We start from the raw sequence: 17763 nt of genomic DNA on the forward strand, positions 1-17763 counted from the left end.
TAAAAATAAAATGTGCTATCGTTAAAAACAATTGTTATTCAAAACCATTTATGTAATTAAAAGCATGAATTGGTTAGTCTGTAAATCATCCGTGTGCAACATGATTGGAGCAGCATACTCTAGAAATTCGTTGCAAGAAAGCCGTCATAGCAGTCGGGGAAGCGCTTACTTGTTTGCACCGATGGTTAACTTCAATGTGATGGCTGATGTGGGAGATAATCCACCCTAGTTGGGTTTTGTTTGGGCAAAAGTACCCATAAAAATCCAACAACAATTACATTGTAATGCTAGGCAAAAATTTTATTTAATTTTTGAATATAGTCTAGTTAAATGTATTTTTTGTAGCAAAATAGCTTGTGGAAATGAGTTGTTTCAAAAGACTAAAACCGCCTGAGAGAAAGTAACCTCAAGGTAAACAACTTTATCCCTATTTGCGTAACAAGCTTATTTAATTTGCCAGATAACCGAAACAGTAGCCTATCTAAACCAACAAATTTTCCCATCAGACAATTTAATAGTCTGGGGTTTGACCCTGCAATGCACTGAGATTGTTTTGTTAACTGATCTGGTGAAAAAGAAGCAAAATCATTACGTGCCATGACTGGTACAAAAGCTTCTAGTGAGCCAAGGCAATTGTGCATATCAATTGAGTAATTCTCTCCCACCTAAGTTAAAGAATTGCTCACATAGTCAAAGCCTGACTCTGGTTTTTCAGTATTTGGAAAACTATCTAAAAACATGGGTAAATTTCGGTAATACTGCCAATTCAGTTTGATGTATTGATAAATACAAAATTTCTGATGTTGACAGAAGATTAGGATACAGCCAAAACAACTTTCAATACTCCCAACCACAATTGATTGAAGAGATATATAGCCATGCAGAACGAGCAATATTTTTCCAAATTGCAGCGCGTGCAAGAAGTTTTATTAACTACTGTGTTAGGGGATATTCCTGCACTTATTCTGGGGCCCAAGTTGCGTAATTTGGGATATCGTAGTATTTTTTCCCAGATAGGTAGCCCAGTTTATATTCAAAATGGTGTTGAATTTAACGGTACTTCTTGTATTGAGATCGGCAGTGGAGTCTATATTTTCAAGGGTGTACGGATGGATGCTAGAGGACACAAAAATAATAGAATTCATCTCGGAAATAGAGTCGCTATTGAGCGTAACGTTGACATAGGGTGTTTGGAAGATACGTATATACATATTGACGAAGACACCTTCATTGCTCCCAACGTGTGTATTGAGGGGCCAGGAGACATTAAAATTGGTAAACACTGCTTGATTGCTGCCCACTCAGGGATCTATGCCAATAATCATAATTTTGCCGATCCGATGGAACCGATTAAATACCAAGGTGTTACTCGCAAAGGAATTGTGATTGAGGATGACTGTTGGCTAGGGCATGGAGTAACAGTATTAGATGGCGTTACTATCGGTAAAGGCAGTGTTATTGGTGCCGGAGCAGTTGTCAATAGAGATATTCCTCCTTTCTCTGTTGCTGTAGGCATACCTGCACGAGTCATCAAAAACCGAATTGGCAAAGACTTAAGCATTGCTTCTAGCTGAGAAATAGGGGATGGGGCATGGGGGAATGGCACTAAGTTAAGATACAGCCCTTGTCCTAACTGGTCTGACTGGTTCCCAGCCTGGAGGCTCTTAACGAGGCGACACAAGCTTTTGGGTTTAACAAGCGTGCCATTCGGGCATGGTAATTATCCCTCGTAAGCTCTAACCTGTTCCCTTTTTGAAGAAACTTTTGCCCTCAGCTAACGTCACAAGAGTTAGCAGTCTCTAAGTTATTTCTTAGGGTCATCTAAAAGTCAGACAACCGTAAGAGCTTAGAATACAATTCTTTTGACTTTTGACTTTTTTACCCTGAGCGCAGCCGAAGGGTGAATGAGTGACTTCCGCCTTGCGGTAAGAGTCCTCTAAAAAAGGGACGAGATTTGGGTAATATAAAGGAGCTACCTTTTCTGCATGGCAGATCCTGAAAGAAAAGCTTTCTTTGTTTTACCCCTTGGAGATATTTCTATGCTCACTTTAAAAATCGCTGTTTATATTGTTGTTGCCTTCTTCGTAACTATCTTCGTCTTCGGATTTTTATCAAACGATCCAGCTCGTAACCCCGGCCGTCGGGACTTAGAGTAAAAGGACGATAAATCATCCGCGACTTTAGAAGGCGGAAGATATTAAACGCCACGGAAACTTACTAAACTTTCGCCTAGTAAGTTTCCTCCTCAAAGTGGCTTGCTACCGGTAGCAGAAGGCGACAGTTGGAAGGCAAAATGTATATTCATCCTTCCCTCCGTCATTTGGCTGTTTGTTAGCCCGATTATGCTCAAATATGCTTCATCCAGTTCTGCCGCCTGATCCGCCTTTTATCCTCGAATCTTTACAAGCTGTAAATCCCGCCTCATCTGCTAGTTATACAAACTTTCTTTCAGGTGTAGATACTGGAATACACGAAAAGACAGACAAATCCAAGCAGCCCAAGGATTTGGCCCAGTTGCCAATTGCGAGTGATACCAAAAATGATCCGCCATTGCCAACTCCGAGCAACTCAACTCCGAATGACTTGGTAGTTGCCGAAACTCCCTCTGTACCCCATCCACCAGAAACCTTCCCACCAGAAATTTCGCCCATCAACAGTTCTGGAACTGCTGCATTGGGGCGATCGCTCGTTGTTAGTTATCCCACGCAGGAGGTTAAAACCTCTAATTGCAAGAGTTCTAAAGAAAACACAACAAGTCCAAGCGTCGGCGTTAGGCGCTCGGAAATTCTTCTCAGAGCGGCGCTGTGCAAAGGAGAGACGCAAACAGAAGTCACTGCGTTACCAACAAAAGTTGGAGTGCAAGCTGACAACCTAGACGTAAAACGTGAACCTTCTCAAAAACTCGGTGAGCGATATCTAACGACAAGCCGCTTTGCGTCTACGCTAACTCTCAACTCTAGTAAAGAAAAACAAACCTTTTTGGATGGTAGCTTTAGTTATAGAGTTTCCCCAAATCCGCAAATCGCCCAATCTTTGCCTCCTCTTCAACTTGTCCCAAATGCCACAAACAGCAACAAGTTAGTCGAATCAAAGGGGAGAATTTTAGCACAGAAGTTAACCCAGCAAAAACAGCAAAGTGATATTACTGCACCACAGTCTCCAAAAGCAGACAATATCTCTGTATCTGCTGCTGATCTTGCACCAAGTTCTCAATCAGTACAAAATTTTATAAAATTCAAGTCTCGTAACCCAACAAACCAACTCTCATCGCCCATCACTGTAGGATTCAAGTCCCAAGTCCAACAACAAGCTCAAGCACCAACGCCTACACCAGATGGTAATACCACAAATCAGCCACAAAGTCAACCATTTGGTACAACTGCGCCAGCTAGCACGCCGCCAGCTAAACCGAGAATTGTGGAAGTCACTTCAGATCGGCAAGAGTATGACGAGCGACGGCAAATTATTACAGCTGTTGGGAATGTAGTTGTGCGATTTGATGGGGCGGTGGTGGATGCCGATCGCCTGCAAGTCAATTTAGACAACTTGATTGCTGCGGGGGAAGGAAACGTAACTTTAACACGGGGCGATCAAGTACTGCGTGGACAACGCTTTACCTATAACTTTGTTCAAGATAGTGGGGAACTGCTAAATGGTAGAGGAGAAATTTATGTACCCTCAACACAAACAGATTTTGCTTTTTCACCCACGAGTATAACTGCTGGTGGAGTTCCAAAACGTCCGCCCAGCGATCGCATTAGAGCCAATCAGCCCGTTTCTGGTGTGAGCAGCCCTGGAGGAATTGATGTAACAATTGGTGGTCAGGCAAATGCTAGCAACATCGCGGCACCGAAAACAGGGGGTGTAGTCAATCGACTCAGGTTTGAAGCTGAACACATTGACTTTTATCCGCAAGGCTGGAAAGCAAGGGATGTCCGCATCACCAATGATCCTTTTTCGCCCCCAGAACTAGAGTTGCGTGCAGATACAGTAACTCTGACGCGAGAATCACCTTTGGTAGACCGGATCAGGACACAGAAGCAGCGTTTGGTATTGGATCAAAGAATCTCGTTACCAATTCCGGTGAATGAGCGGACTATTGACCGCCGGGAGCGGGACGTTACACCTGCAATAGTCTCTCCCGGCTATGATGGAGATGAGCGGGGTGGTTTGTATATTGAGCGTGGCTTTCCAGTGATCGATACAGAGCAGACACGCTGGACGATCACGCCCCAGTTGTTAATACAGAAAGCTGTGCAAGAAGGCACGGGTGATTTAGGCGCACTATTTGCAGTCAAGACAAAAATAAATTCTGTTTTGAGTCCACGAGCAGTAATTGAGGGGACTGGGCAGTTAACTAGTTTTGACTTGAACAAAATAGAAGATAATTTGCGGGTGAGGTTAGGATTGCGCCAGACATTAGGGACTTCCCTTCCCCACATATTGAATCTGGAGTATAGCTACCGCGATCGCTTTTACAACGGTACCCTTGGCTTTCAAACCGTTCAGAGTAGTATTGGCGGCATTATTACCTCTCCTGTAATTCCTTTAGGTAAGAGTGGTATCAACCTCACCTATCAGGGAAGCGCTCGATATATCAATGCCAACACCGATCGCCAAGACTTACTAGAACCAGTGCGGGAAAACGATCGCATCTCACTAGGTCGTTTACAAGGCAGCGCTAGCCTCAGTAGTGGGGTGTTGCTGTGGCAGGGAAAACCATTACCACCCACTGCCACTGAGGGATTACGATACACGGCTAACCCTGTAGTTCCTTACTTGCAAGCGATCGCTGGACTTACAGGCACTACCAGTTATTACACCAATGGTGATAACCAAAGTACCCTAACTGGTACAATTGGCTTACAAGGGCAAATTGGTCATTTTTCTCGACCTTTTTTCGACTATACCGCCTTTAATATTAGTTACTCTCAAGGCTTAAACAGCGGATTATCACCCTTCTTGTTCGATCGCTCTGTTGATAACAAAGTATTGAGCGCTGGGATATCACAGCAAATCTACGGCCCTTTTCGCTTAGGCTTCCAAACATCTGTTAACTTGGATACTGGTAGAGAAGCTAGCACCGACTACATTGTGGAATATAGCCGTCGCACCTATGGCATTACCTTGCGTTACAATCCGGTGTTGGAGTTAGGCGGGATCAGCTTCCGAATTAGTGATTTTAACTGGGGTGGCGGCACTGATCCATTTTCGGAAGTTAAGCCAGTAGTGGGCGGCGTGCAACAGGATTATTAGTCTAAGGATTTGGCACGACTCGACAGGCGATCGCACAATTGGTTGATGCTGCCCCAGGTATTCTCAGCTTGGCATAGTCGCCGCTTAGTTGAACATGTGATGGTGGTTGGTGTAGGATTGCACAGCATCTGTGAACTGCGGCTTGGTACTCTCGCCATTGCTTACGAATTGCAATACTTGCAGCATCGTTACCTAAGTCTGAAAATCTTAACCCCGCTCGAATTAGCCAAGCTTCTACATCAGTTGTTTCACCCAGTTTTTCTGGTATGGGATTAATGTTTTCCATGAGTAATATCTTTTACGCGTATTTAAAATTAGCCATTTAACTTTAAGAAAAACTTTTGATAATAGCCAATATGATTTTTTATCAAAATCATCAATAAAAATGATTAAACCCGCCGAAGTTTGTTAAAAGAAGAGAACGAATTACTTTTACGGCTCTCATTTGGATGTAATAGACGGTAGGGGCACAGCATTGCTGTGCCCCTACGAATGGTCTGTATTCTATGCAATTGCCGCTATATTACAGTTGGCAAATATCATTGCTTTAGGTTGTAAATAAGCTACTTTCTAGCTCGGAATCACTAGAAGCGATAGCCTAATCCAGCTTGGAAGCTGACAGCATCAGCATCACTATTTCTGTAGGCATCAATGCCCCATTTAGTATCGCCATAAGCAATGACATTATTGCTAACTTCTGATTCAATACCAAGGGTGACTACAGGTGAATTCTGATTGCCCAATGGGGTTTTTTGACCTTCGTCAGTGACAAAAGAATAACCACCACCGAAGTAAACGTTAGTATTTTTGGCGATGGGCGCATCGTAAGTCACTATGGGCATAATTGCGGCAGCATCACCACCATACAGCACAGAACCCCGCAGTGAAACAGGCGCATTGGGAACGGCGTAACGTCCTTGAATATTGCCACCAATTTGTGCTTCATCGTTTCCTTGTCCGCCACTGGTTGCACCAACCGCAACACCAGCACCGATGTAATTGGCGTTTGTACCAGCTGTTTGAGCAGATGCAATTCCAGCCGAGAGGACAATGGAAGTAGCAGCGAGGAAAGAGGCAGCTAATTTTGTAAGTTTCATAGAATTCTTCTCACTAGAGTTAGGTAAAATCAATATTCTCTAGTACTAGAATCTCTTTTTTTACAAAATGTAACCTCGCACACCTGGTTCACCCAAGTGGCTGAATTCTTTCTCACCCAGTCGGGTGTACCAAGTGAAATATTCAAAATTCTTGAAATCGAGTAGTGGGTGCGATCGCTATCTGATAGCAATTTAAAAAATGATTCCCATAGATGGAGTGCTAAAAGCCATTACCAGCAACCCTTTCAATATCTAAAGTTATCTTTCTCAGAATAATTTTCAAAAATGCTCTTTATTTAAAAAAATTGTTGTAAATTACCTAAGCTGTTCCAAACTGCGTAGGTTTTGAATATTGGTAGGTTGGGTTGAACCTTTGCCAAACCCAACAAACCGCGCAAAATGTTGGGTTTCCTTCCTCAGCCCAACCCAATACTATTGAGAGTGTCTATATCATGTCCGGGCAACATCTGTATATACATTTGAGTGTTTTTTCTGGCTACTTTTTGTCTAAGTCCCAATAACAGTTATTTCTTCAAAAAGCGCTGACTTAGACGAGATATAAAAGTATTCACCTCTGGTATTTTCATTGATGAAGCGATCGCAGTAAATACTGCAATCCCCACGAAGCCTGATACACACAATTGCAACACCAGAATCAGTAAACCTGTTTTACCCAGCAATTGTTGAGAACCAACCAATGTCCCATAGCTTGCTACTCCAGCTACCAAGCTACCCGCAGTCAAACCCAAAATCGGCAAACCCCACTCACGCCAAGGTAAACCATTGAGCTTGCGATCGAGCAACCATAACAGCATTAACATTGAGCTACAATTTACACCCACTGTTGCTAACACCAAACCGGGAGCGCCAAAAGGTTTAACGAAAAACCAATCTAATACGATGTTGAGCAAAATGTTAAAAATACTGATGCGAAAAGGTGTCTGTCCATCGCCTAAAGCGTAGAACACCCGCACCAAAACATCACGTCCCAAATAAACAAACATCCCAATTCCATAAGCGACTAGCAAGGATGAAACTAGCTGTGTAGCTTCTGGCTTGAAAGCACCACGCTCATATACCACCTGCACAATGGGTACTGATAACGACACCATCAACGCCCCTAGCGGTAGCATGGTGAAGGCAGTAAGTAGCAGCCCTTGGCGAATGCGTAATTTTAAATCTGACCAATTTTCGGGGCTGGCTAGTTTGGCAAATATCGGTAACAGGGGCAGTAAAATGATATTAGAAATAATCCCCAACGGAGTTTGTACTAATAGATTCGCATAGTTAAATCCTGCCGCCGCACCAGGGATAGGACTGGCAAAATAAAGGTCAGTGGCAACATTAATTGGCATCATTCCAGATGAAACTGTTGCCGGAGTCATGATTTTAATCACTTCTTGAACGCCTGGGGATTTAAAATCAAACCGCAGGCGTAATGTGCCGAGTCCTAATCGCCACTGGACAATTAGCTGCACTAACCACTGGAGAACTGCTCCTGCTAAGGTTCCCCAAGCTAAAACCATTCCACCAATTAAAGCGTACTCTGGTTTAATAATGTCCTTGCCCAGTTGCATCGCCAGTATACCAAGACCGGCAACAACGGTAATACTGGATAATAAGGGACTAATGGAGAGTAACCAATATTGATTGGCTGCATTAAGAGTACCAAAGCCAATGCCAATTAATCCGGCAAATAAAGCCATCGGTGCCATAATGCGGAGTTGTTGAATGGCGATCGCTCTGGTTGTCGCTTCCAAACCATGACCAACTAAATCAACGATCGCATCCGCAAATAAAACTTGAGCCACTGTCACCAGCAACAGCGATCCAGCTACCAGCGTTGTCACGGTTTCCACTAGGGGAGCCGCTTCTTCTCGCCGCCGCTTGGCTAAAACGCTGACAACTGCGCTGTGTAATGGCCCATTTACACCACCGAGTAATATCAATAGAAAGCCAGGGATAATATAGGCATAACTATAGGCAGTGGCAGCAGCACCAACACCAAAAGCGGCAGCGATCGCTTGCTGCCGCACTAAACCGAAGATTTTACTAATTAATGTGGCTGCGGCAACAATGCCAGCAATTCCAGCGAAAGAACGAGAGGGTTTTTGGTCTTGTTGTGTCACGAATATTACCCGACAACTCTTGCAGAGTGCATATCTTAGGGACTTCCAAGTAAAAAAATATTCCATTGCTATTGTTCACTGTTGACCGTTGACGGTTCACGAGTTTTCAGTCAACAGTCAACAGTCAACGACTTTAATGTGGAATAATTTATTTTTTGGAGTTCCCTTAAAACATTTAACCTGAAATTCCCCATTCTGTCAGGTAAATTTTGACAAATTAGTGATTTTAAATGCTTTCGCCTTGGTATTGGCACGATGCCGAAGGCGGGCTACGCCTACGCTCAAAACGAAATTATTGCCCCTCTTTTATGGAAAAAGTGAAGGTTCAAAACCTCGCCCGAAGTCAAGCGAAAAAATCCTTGTATTCTCTTGGTAGGTTGAAACCCTCTGCCCGTTGTGTCGGGCTTAGTTTAATTGCGAATTGCGAATGGGCGAAAAAGCGAATTGATTTCATCCCCATTTTAAGGGGGTCGCCGTAGGCGGGGGGATCTTAACTGAACCTGATTACAGCAACACTAACTTAGTCATATCCTCTGTTATATACAAGCCCAAATTATTTTTTAACCCATTATGAGGATAGATAAAGAAAGGGGAACTATAACAATAACCATCTTCTGAGAAATTGTTGAACACTGCAAAAATTTGCAGTTTGTCATATTTTTGGCAACCTTTAATTCCATGAAGTTTGGTATGAGGAATCATTAAACGACATAATCCAGAGCAATGGAACCCAATTCAAATTTCACAGAAAATCAACTTCTTTTGTCAAGCGCTCAACTTCAAGAACAACTAGACCAACAAAAGGCTCTGGCGAGTGTAATTGTGCGAATTCGGGAGTCTCTTGACTTAAAAACAATTTTTCAAACGACCGTTACACAAGTGCGTCAGTTGCTAAATGCTGATCGTGTAGCAGTCTTCCAGTTTGACCAAGAGAAAGACTGGGAAGGAGAATTTGTTTCTGAGGATGTTGCACTTGACTGGGATTCAGCACTGGCAATAAAAGTTTACGACCACTGCTTTGGAGAACAATTTGCTTCGAGTTATCAACAAGGTAGAGTGCAGGCAGTAGCAGATATTTACAAGGCGGGACTGAGTGATTGTCACGCCACAATTTTGAGTAAATTTCAGGTAAAGGCCAACCTCGTTGTCCCTCTATCGCGCCATTCGGAACTGTGGGGATTGCTTTGCATTCATCAGTGCAGTGAGGCTCGTGACTGGAAAGAATCGGAAATTGAGTTTATTCGTCAAATTGCCGATCATCTTGTCGTTGCGATTCAACAAGCGAAGCATCTCCATGAAGTCCAATTGCAAACCGCAGAATTGGCTCAAGCGGCTCAACGCGACCAAGTAATTGCTCAGATTGTCGATAAAATTCGCTCACCCCTTGATATTGAAACCATCTTTAAAACAACAACTCAAGAAATACGCCAGCTGCTGCAAGCTGACCGAGTTGCCATTTTTAGCTTTAATGACGATTGGAGTGGTAACTTCGTTGCTGAATCATTTGCGGAAGGCTGGACTCCTTTAGTTGGCGTTCAGCCTGCGATCGCTGATACTTATTTACAACAGACGCAAGGCGGACGTTACGTTAACAACCAGACATTTACAGTCAATGACATTTATCAAGCCGGATTAACAAACTGTCATGTAACCCTGTTGGAGCAATTTCAGGCAAAAGCCTTTGCAACTGCTCCTATTCTCCAAGGAGACAAACTTTGGGGAGTCATTGCTGCTTACCAAAATTCCTCACCCAGACAGTGGCAATCTTATGAAGTCGAATCACTGACCAAAATCGGCACACAAATTGGTGTAGCAGTGCGACACCATAAGTTGCTCACATACGCTCAGTACCAAGCAGAGCAACAAAAGACATTAACTAGTGTGATTACTCGAATTCGGGAGTCCTTAGATTTAGATACAATTTTCCAAACTACTGTCACTGAGGTACGGCAAATGCTGCAAGCAGACAGAGTAGCAGTTTTTCGTTTTGACCCTCAAAAAGATTGGGAAGGAGAGTTTATTTCTGAAGATTTTGTGGCTGAGTGTAACTCGGTAATCGCAGAAAAAGTTTATGATTATTGCTTTGGTGAAAACTTTGTCCACCTTTACGCCCAAGGGCGGGTAAATGCCATCGCTGACATTTATCAAGGAAAGTTTCCCGGTTGCTACGTCCAAATCCTAGAAAAATTTCAAGTGCGGGCAAATTTGGTCGCACCTCTATTGAAAAAAGGTGAACTTTGGGGATTGCTGTGTATTCACCAATGCACCGCTCCTCGTCACTGGCAACCCTCTGAAATTGAATTTGCCAGTCAAATAGCCGAGCAATTGGGAGTTGCTTTAAAACAGGATTCTTATTTGAAGCAAGTTCAAATGCAGGTTGTCCAATTAGCAGAAGCTACTGAACGCGAGAAAGCAATGGAACGGCAAGAATTACTGGCTGCAACCATTGATAAAATCCGCCAGTCACTCGATATTAAAACTATTTTTAAAACCACTACTCATGCTGTGCGAGAGTTGCTCGAAGTCGAGCGAGTTGCAATCTATCGCTTCAACTCAGATTGGAGCGGTAAATTTGTGGCAGATTCTTTTAAAGATGGTTGGAAAGCTGTTGCACAAGCTCAACCAATGATTATAGAAACTTTTGAGGACACAGACGACGATAACGAACTTCCGCGTAATGAAACCTTTGTTCCAATTCGGGAAGGTGAAAAATTATGGGGATTATTAGTTGCTTATCAAAATTCCCAGCCGCGTTATTGGAAAGAGGAAGAAATTAATTTACTGGCTCAAGTTGGGGTGCAATTAGGAATTGCGATTCAGCAAGCAGAATTACTCGAACAAACCAAACGTCAAACCTTAGAACTTACTCAAACTCTGCAAGAATTAAAACAAACTCAGACTCGGTTAATTCAGGGTGAAAAAATGGCAGGATTAGGACAACTACTTGCTGGAGTCGCCCATGAAATCAACAATCCTATCAGTTTTATTTTTGGCAATCTCATCCATTTAAATGAATATACTCAAGAACTGCTAAAGGTAGTGAAACTTTACCGTCAAAACTCCTCAATATTGCCAACTGTCCAAGAGCAAATTGACAAGACTGATTTGGACTTTCTCATCGAAGATTTGCCCAAAACCGTTGAGTCAATGAAAGTAGGAACAGAGCGCATTTGTGAGATTGTGCTATCACTGCGAAACTTCTCTCGTACAGATGAGGCTGGATTGAAGCGAGTAGATATTCATGAAGGCTTGGATAGTACTTTGCTAATCTTAGGGCATCGGCTCAAAAACAATAATGAACGCCCAGCTATTGAAATTGTGAAAGAATATGCTACTTTACGTTTGCTCGAATGCTATCCAGCGCAATTAAATCAAGTCTTTATGAATCTTTTGAGTAACAGTATTGATGCATTAGAGGAAAAGTTTAAAACTATACAGCAAAGGTATTTGAAGTTATCCCAAAGGTGTCCGACAATACCTTTAACTATCTGGATTACTACACAAGCCGTTAATAACCAGATTGTAATTAGCATAGCTGACAATGGTCTTGGGATTCCAGAAGAGGTGCGATCGCATATATTTGATCCCTTCTTCACTACCAAAGCACCGGGTAAAGGTACGGGGTTAGGATTATCTATCAGCTATCAAATAATAGTTGAAAAACATCATGGTCAGATTAAATGTTCCTCACAACCAGGAGAAGGAACAGAGTTTTTAATTGAAATTCCCAGCAGTAATTAGAGGCGAATTTTCGATAATTATACCAATTGTAAAAAAGAATGCGACAAATAGACCATTTGTCATTTGTAGAGACGCGATTCATCGCGTCTTTACCCAAGGATGTGTTGCAATTATTAATTGAATTGGCATTAACACACCCGACTATCGACAACCTAAACTATCTCGCGTTGACATACCCGTAACCGGATTTACCCCATCAGCCCTTTCACACATTAGCGACACTTGATAACGGTCAATTAAAGCATCGGTAAAATCAGCGCCTGTAATTTCGGCATCAAAAAAACGGCTACGAGTCAAAGTGGCTTCTGTAAAAATGGCATTTTTCAGATTAGCACCATCCATAGTGACGCGATCGACTAAAGCGCCGCTCAAGTTCGCACCTTCCAAATTTGCCTTTAACAAAACTCCTTTAGTGAGAATTGCGTTGGTTAAATTCGCTCCTTGAAAATTCGTCCCCCGCATTTCTGCTGCTACAAAAGTCACACCGGCCAAATCAGCATGAGAAAAATCACGATTTTCTAAATTTATATTGTTGTAATTAATTGTATTTATCTGAGCAAAAGCAGGTTTGGGATTAAGTATTACCCACCCAAATGCCAGTATCAAAATCACAATCAAACCAAAAAAGCGCAGTAAAATCTTTTTCATAACTTTATTATTTATCAGCAGTCCTTTGTCATTAGCCGCTTGTCATTTAACCAATGACTAATGACTAATGACTAATGACTCTTGACTATTTCCAATCTTTACCAATCCGAATTGTGAGATCAGATTCTAAATCACCAATCGCCGCTACCTCAATTTGACCCAAGCCTAAGACTTTTTGCAAATCAACTCCAACTCGTCGGTTGCCTTTTTGGACAACAATCTGAGTTTGACGTTGGGTATCTGGCCAATCAGGCACTTTGTAAATATTAGTAAAGCCTTTCTGTTTCAGATAAGCAATAACTTTTTCAGTTAGCTGAGGTTGATTGGAAGCATTTTGAATAGCAATTTTGAGGTTAGGAACCTGACGCATATCTGGTTTCAGACCAGGTACATTTACCCCAACATAATCATTCAACAGGCTCTGTTGTCCAGTCATATTTAGCCAATAGCTATCAGGGTCTTTGCTAAAACGGCTAAACGTACCAGGCAACACGGTCATTTGGAAATTATCTCGATCTAAGTTGAGGCCGAAATTCACCAACGCCATCATTTCTTCCATCTTCAGGTTGGTATCAAAGTATTTTCGCATCAAGCGAGTTAACTGAGGCAACCTGGGTAAGACGGTAGGACTATTTAAGCGTTGCAGCAATGCTGCTGTTAGTGCTTGCTGACGCTGCACTCTCGGCAAATCTCCCAAACCTGGTTCGCGGAATCGGACAAACTGTTCTGCTTGTTCACCGTTGAGGGTTTGCCAGCCACTAACTAAATTAATCGACAGGCGACTGCTAGAGTCTTTATATTCCATTGATTGCGGAACAAAGACTTCTACTCCGCCTAACTGATCGACCAACTGCCGTAAGCCACTGGTAGAAATACGGATATAGCGATCGATTGGGGCATTGTTTAAGGTACGGCTAACTACCCGTGCTGCCAAGACTGGGCCGCCTTGGGCATTGGCATCAGATACCTTAGTTAATCCCTTTTCTCCCTTTTCTGGGATAGCGATCATCGTATCTCTGGGAATGGAAAGCACCCGTACAGATTTTTCACTAGGATTAAGCCTTACTAGCAGCATGGTGTCGCTTTTCCCAGCAAAGCTTTCTGGTGAACCATCAACAGTACCGCTAACTGGTTCAATCCCCATAATTAAAATATTCATGGGTCGTGAAAGGTTGTACTGGGAGAGTTTGCTCCATAACTCCCCTGGTAGCGGTATTTTTACCTCGTCTTTAGTATTGGTTCCTAAATCTTCATCTGTTCGATCTAGATTGCTCCATAAAGGAGTCCACAGCGCTAAGGTTGATACCAGTAAACCAGATAAGATAATGCCGATGACAACCGTCATGATCCACAACAGCCATCGAGGCATGGTTAAGCCCAGTCTCTCATAAAGCTGATTGGGAATTGCACCCACTGATTCGACAACGCTACGGTTGGGATTCGCTGGCGGGTTTAGTTCGACATCCTCCTCCTCTAAATCCTCTACTGGTGCTGGTGCTACTTGATTTTCTGTTCGTTGAAGTTGCTGCGATCGCACCTCAGGTTCAAATTCTACAACTTGCTGAGATCCAAGCGGATTTTCTGACCATTCGACTTGTTTTATCACAATTATCTCCCCACTCAACCACTCCCTAAAAGTATGTTAATGCAAGCTACAAATATTGCCACTGCAAAAGTTCACTGTAAACTTGTAATGTTCTTCGGTAGGCGTGTATGACAACATGAATACTTTATTGTTCCCCGTAATCCTTGCTGGTGGTAAAGGTGAACGTTTTTGGCCCCTGAGTCGCAAAGACCGACCCAAGCAATTTTTAAGTCTTGATGGTAGCTCTAGAAGTTTATTACAAGCAACCGCCGATCGATTGATTGAAATCGGTGGCGGGTGGGATTCCTTGTGGGTAATTACTTCTAGTCAGATAGCTGAAGGGGTAAGACAACAATTACCTGATCTACCATCTCAGAATTTATTGATTGAGTCGGAAGGAAGAGACACCGCCGCAGCCGTTGCTTGGGCAAGTTTAGAAATCAAACAGCGCTATGGAGAAGACGCTGTGATTGGCTTTTTCCCTGCTGACCACTGGATCGCTGACCAAGAGGCGTTTGCACACACATTAAGCGCGGCTACGCAACTAGCAGCAAACACAGCAGCGATCGTTACACTGGGGATCAAGCCTACTTTTCCATCAACCGGTTACGGCTACATTGAACAAGGTGAAAAAATAGGTAGCTTTAATGAGTTGCCAGCTTACCACGTCAACCGCTTTACTGAAAAGCCCAACCGGGAAACGGCAGAAACTTTTTTATCTACGGGACGCTTTAGCTGGAATAGTGGAATGTTCGTTTTTCGGGCAGGGGTTGTTCTCAAGGAACTACATACCCATGCGCCAGAAATTATCGAACCTTTAGAACAACATGGCCCTGATATCTATCCCCAGTTGCCTAAGAAGAGTATAGACTATGCGCTAATGGAAAAGACAACTCTAGCATACGTTTTGCCAGTTGATTTTGGTTGGGATGATTTAGGAGATTGGAATGCGATCGAACGTTTACTGAAAACGGAAGATAATCCCAATGTAGAACTTGCTACTCACGTAGGTTTAGATACGCAGGGGGCCATTATTTACGCCTCAAATCCAGAGGATGTAGTTGTTACAATTGGTTTAGAGGACGTGGTGATTGTGCGCGATCGCAATGTCACCCTCGTTGTTAAAAAAGAACGTACCCAGGAAATCAAGCAGATCCTTAAAATTCTCCAAAGCGATTCCCGATTTACTGACCTGCTATAAAAGTTAAAACCCTTGGCAGAGGCGAAAAAGTCTATTTTTCCATTATAACTTGACTGTCTGTTATTTAATCTGACAGTTATGCACATTATTAGCTTTGAGCCTCTCGCCAAGACGATGGCCATTGATTCTATTACTGCCTATCAAAAATATATTTCTCCGTCCAAAGGATTTTCTTGTTCCCATCGCTTATTACACGGCGGGGATTCCTGCTCTAATTACGTCAAACGGATGCTGACTGAACAGAAGCTCCAAGAAGCTGTACAATCATCCATAAAAAGATTTCAAGACTGTGCGGCAGCTAGCAAAACTTTAGCAAGCATCAAAACTAAAGCCGATTTCCGTTGTATTGTCATCCCCTGCTGTCTACCTCTTTAACTCCTCTGCCTCTTTGCAGTTTTTTACAAACATGTTCCTCACCCAAACAGTTCCCCGTCAACGAGAAATCCTTGAAGTCTTCCTTCGCAATGGCTGGGACTATATGCGAAGGTTACTTACTGGTGGCAAAGCTGATGAACCACAGCTACCTACACCTGCGGTTTTAAAAAATATTTTGGTAGACTTGGGGCCAGTTTACGTTAAACTTGGTCAGCTAATGTCTACGCGTCCAGATTTACTGAACGCCGCCTACATTGAGGAACTATCTACTTTACAAGACGAAGTACCGCCTGTTCCTTGGTCAGAGATAGAAATAATCCTCCGTAAAGAATTAAAACTTCCACTAACAGAAACCTTCAGCACAGTTAACCCGATTCCAGTAGCAGCCGGATCAATTGCTCAAACACATCGAGCTACATTAATAGATGGTCGAGAAGTTGCTCTGAAAGTGCAACGTCCCGGAATTGATTTAACTATTGCCCAAGATATTGCTTTAATTCAAGGTATTGCCGATTTAGTGGCGCGGACTGAATTTGGGCAAACCTACGAAATTAAATCCATCGCCGAAGAATTTACCAAAGCTCTAGAAGCCGAGTTAGATTTTACACGGGAAGCAGGTTTTACAGACCAACTGCGGCGCAATTTATCTAAAAGTCGCTGGTATGATCCCACACAAATAGTGGTTGCGGAAATTAACTGGGAATTGACCACAGAGAAATTACTGGTGATGGAATGGCTGGATGGAGTGCCATTCCTAGCGGCGGATTTGGATAATGACCCCAACGTTAAAGACCCTGCTCTCAAGCGTAAAGAAATAACTACTTTGTTATTTCGGGTATTTTTTCAGCAGCTATATATTGATGGCTTTTTTCACGCCGATCCCCATCCAGGAAACTTGTTTTATCTCAAAGATAGTCGTGTTGCCCTCTTAGACTGTGGCATGGTGGGAAGACTTGATCCCCGCACACAGCAGATATTAACAGAGATGTTGTTAGCGATCGTTGATTTAGATGCTCAAAGATGCGCTCAATTAACTTTGCAACTATCAGATTCTGCTCAACCAGTAATTTTGTCACGGTTAGAAAATGATTACGATCGCATGTTGCGAAAGTATCACAATGTCAGCCTAACAGAAATCAACTTCAGTCAGATAATTTATGAAGTTTTACAAGTTGCCCGCAACAATAAAATTAGATTACCTAGTAATATGGGTTTGTATGCGAAAACCTTAGCGAATTTAGAGGGTGTAGCGCGGACATTCAACCCGGAACTTAACTTTTTTGATGAAGTAAAACCATTAATTACAGACTTGTTTCGTCGGCAATTACTGGGCGATAATCCAGTGCGATCGCTCCTGAGAACAGCCTTAGATATAAAAAGTCTGTCTCTCCAATCTCCCCGCCAAATTGAACTGTTATTAGACCGAGTTACCTCCGAAACCTTACAGTGGAATTTATCGCTGCGGGGGTTAGATGGCGTGCGTCGCACTATGGACGATGCAGCGAACCGACTATCTTTTAGTATACTAGTGGGTTCACTGATTATGGGTGCAGCAATTATATCCACCAGAGCGCAGACAACACAGTTATCTTTTTTAAGCACCACCCTGTTTGCAGTCGCTAGTTTATTGGGTTTGTGGTTAATTATTAGTACATTGCGATCGGGACGTTTACGGTAAAACCATTTTAGATTTTGAATTTTGGACTTCGACTTCGGTTCCATCGAGCGAAG

General features: G+C 42.8%; 13 protein-coding genes. 8 read left to right on the forward strand and 5 right to left on the reverse strand.

What is annotated here, in order from left to right; all coding sequences use genetic code 11:
• Positions 1-64: 64 nt before the first annotated feature.
• From D1367_RS30430 to D1367_RS03800, 4 genes are all read left to right on the forward strand, one after another.
• On the forward strand, positions 65-229 hold the full coding sequence (locus D1367_RS30430; protein WP_179063512.1) for a hypothetical protein: 165 nt from the start codon (positions 65-67) through the stop codon (positions 227-229).
• A gap of 649 nt (positions 230-878) precedes the next feature.
• The gene (locus D1367_RS03790; protein WP_118163092.1) at positions 879-1574 is read left to right on the forward strand and encodes an acyltransferase; all 696 of its coding nucleotides are present in this window, start codon (positions 879-881) and stop codon (positions 1572-1574) included.
• Between the two features lie 465 nt (positions 1575-2039).
• Positions 2040-2156, forward strand: a complete 117-nt coding sequence (locus D1367_RS03795) for a photosystem II reaction center protein I (RefSeq protein ID WP_015114068.1) — start codon at positions 2040-2042, stop codon at positions 2154-2156.
• Positions 2157-2352: 196 nt separating this feature from the next.
• Complete coding sequence (locus D1367_RS03800) at positions 2353-5256, forward strand: DUF3769 domain-containing protein (protein WP_118163095.1); 2904 nt, start codon at positions 2353-2355, stop codon at positions 5254-5256.
• Between the two features lies 1 nt (position 5257).
• Here D1367_RS03800 and D1367_RS03805 read toward each other — a convergent pair whose 3' ends face one another.
• The 3 genes from D1367_RS03805 to murJ form a co-directional block, all read right to left on the reverse strand.
• Positions 5258-5542, reverse strand: coding sequence for a hypothetical protein (locus D1367_RS03805; RefSeq protein WP_118163099.1), 285 nt, complete (start codon positions 5540-5542; stop codon positions 5258-5260).
• 298 nt (positions 5543-5840) lie between these two features.
• Positions 5841-6353, reverse strand: coding sequence for a porin family protein (locus D1367_RS03810; protein ID WP_118163101.1), 513 nt, complete (start codon positions 6351-6353; stop codon positions 5841-5843).
• Positions 6354-6877: 524 nt separating this feature from the next.
• Positions 6878-8482 carry a murein biosynthesis integral membrane protein MurJ gene (murJ, locus tag D1367_RS03815; protein ID WP_118163104.1) on the reverse strand — a complete coding sequence of 535 codons (1605 nt, stop codon included), beginning with the start codon at positions 8480-8482 and terminating at the stop codon, positions 6878-6880.
• A gap of 723 nt (positions 8483-9205) precedes the next feature.
• On the opposite strand from murJ, the gene D1367_RS03825 reads away from it, so the two are divergent.
• Positions 9206-12223: a GAF domain-containing sensor histidine kinase gene (locus tag D1367_RS03825; protein ID WP_118163111.1), complete on the forward strand. Its 3018-nt coding sequence runs from the start codon at positions 9206-9208 to the stop codon at positions 12221-12223.
• Between the two features lie 141 nt (positions 12224-12364).
• Here the strand turns inward: D1367_RS03825 and D1367_RS03835 are convergent, their stop codons facing one another.
• Both D1367_RS03835 and D1367_RS03840 read right to left on the reverse strand, forming a co-directional pair.
• Positions 12365-12871: a pentapeptide repeat-containing protein gene (locus D1367_RS03835; RefSeq protein WP_118163114.1), complete on the reverse strand. Its 507-nt coding sequence runs from the start codon at positions 12869-12871 to the stop codon at positions 12365-12367.
• A gap of 85 nt (positions 12872-12956) precedes the next feature.
• Entirely contained in the window at positions 12957-14477 is a 1521-nt protein-coding gene (locus D1367_RS03840) for an LCP family protein (RefSeq protein WP_118163118.1), read from the reverse strand.
• A 115-nt stretch (positions 14478-14592) separates the two neighbouring features.
• On the opposite strand from D1367_RS03840, the gene D1367_RS03845 reads away from it, so the two are divergent.
• From D1367_RS03845 to D1367_RS03855, 3 genes are all read left to right on the forward strand, one after another.
• Positions 14593-15657 carry a mannose-1-phosphate guanylyltransferase gene (locus D1367_RS03845; RefSeq protein ID WP_118163121.1) on the forward strand — a complete coding sequence of 355 codons (1065 nt, stop codon included), beginning with the start codon at positions 14593-14595 and terminating at the stop codon, positions 15655-15657.
• Positions 15658-15735: 78 nt separating this feature from the next.
• Positions 15736-16032 (forward strand): membrane protein insertion efficiency factor YidD, encoded by a 297-nt coding sequence (yidD, locus tag D1367_RS03850; RefSeq protein ID WP_118163125.1) that lies wholly within the window; start codon positions 15736-15738, stop codon positions 16030-16032.
• A 31-nt stretch (positions 16033-16063) separates the two neighbouring features.
• Entirely contained in the window at positions 16064-17710 is a 1647-nt protein-coding gene (locus D1367_RS03855) for an ABC1 kinase family protein (protein WP_118163128.1), read from the forward strand.
• The last annotated feature ends 53 nt before the right edge of the window (positions 17711-17763 follow it).

It is taken from the genome of Nostoc sphaeroides (assembly GCF_003443655.1).
GTDB lineage: Bacteria > Cyanobacteriota > Cyanobacteriia > Cyanobacteriales > Nostocaceae > Nostoc > Nostoc sphaeroides.

Excerpts from the sequence above, each read along its gene's own strand:
- D1367_RS03795 (WP_015114068.1), top strand. The coding sequence starts at position 2,040 with ATGCTCACTTTAAAAATCGCTGTTTATATTGTTGTTGCCTTCTTCGTA.
- D1367_RS03790 (WP_118163092.1), top strand. The coding sequence starts at position 879 with ATGCAGAACGAGCAATATTTTTCCAAATTGCAGCGCGTGCAAGAAGTT.
- D1367_RS03845 (WP_118163121.1), top strand. The coding sequence starts at position 14,593 with ATGAATACTTTATTGTTCCCCGTAATCCTTGCTGGTGGTAAAGGTGAA.
- D1367_RS03810 (WP_118163101.1), bottom strand. The coding sequence starts at position 6,353 with ATGAAACTTACAAAATTAGCTGCCTCTTTCCTCGCTGCTACTTCCATT.
- D1367_RS30430 (WP_179063512.1), top strand. The coding sequence starts at position 65 with ATGAATTGGTTAGTCTGTAAATCATCCGTGTGCAACATGATTGGAGCA.
- D1367_RS03805 (WP_118163099.1), bottom strand. The coding sequence starts at position 5,542 with ATGGAAAACATTAATCCCATACCAGAAAAACTGGGTGAAACAACTGAT.
- D1367_RS03855 (WP_118163128.1), top strand. The coding sequence starts at position 16,064 with ATGTTCCTCACCCAAACAGTTCCCCGTCAACGAGAAATCCTTGAAGTC.
- D1367_RS03800 (WP_118163095.1), top strand. The coding sequence starts at position 2,353 with ATGCTTCATCCAGTTCTGCCGCCTGATCCGCCTTTTATCCTCGAATCT.
- yidD (WP_118163125.1), top strand. The coding sequence starts at position 15,736 with ATGCACATTATTAGCTTTGAGCCTCTCGCCAAGACGATGGCCATTGAT.
- D1367_RS03825 (WP_118163111.1), top strand. The coding sequence starts at position 9,206 with ATGGAACCCAATTCAAATTTCACAGAAAATCAACTTCTTTTGTCAAGC.
- D1367_RS03835 (WP_118163114.1), bottom strand. The coding sequence starts at position 12,871 with ATGAAAAAGATTTTACTGCGCTTTTTTGGTTTGATTGTGATTTTGATA.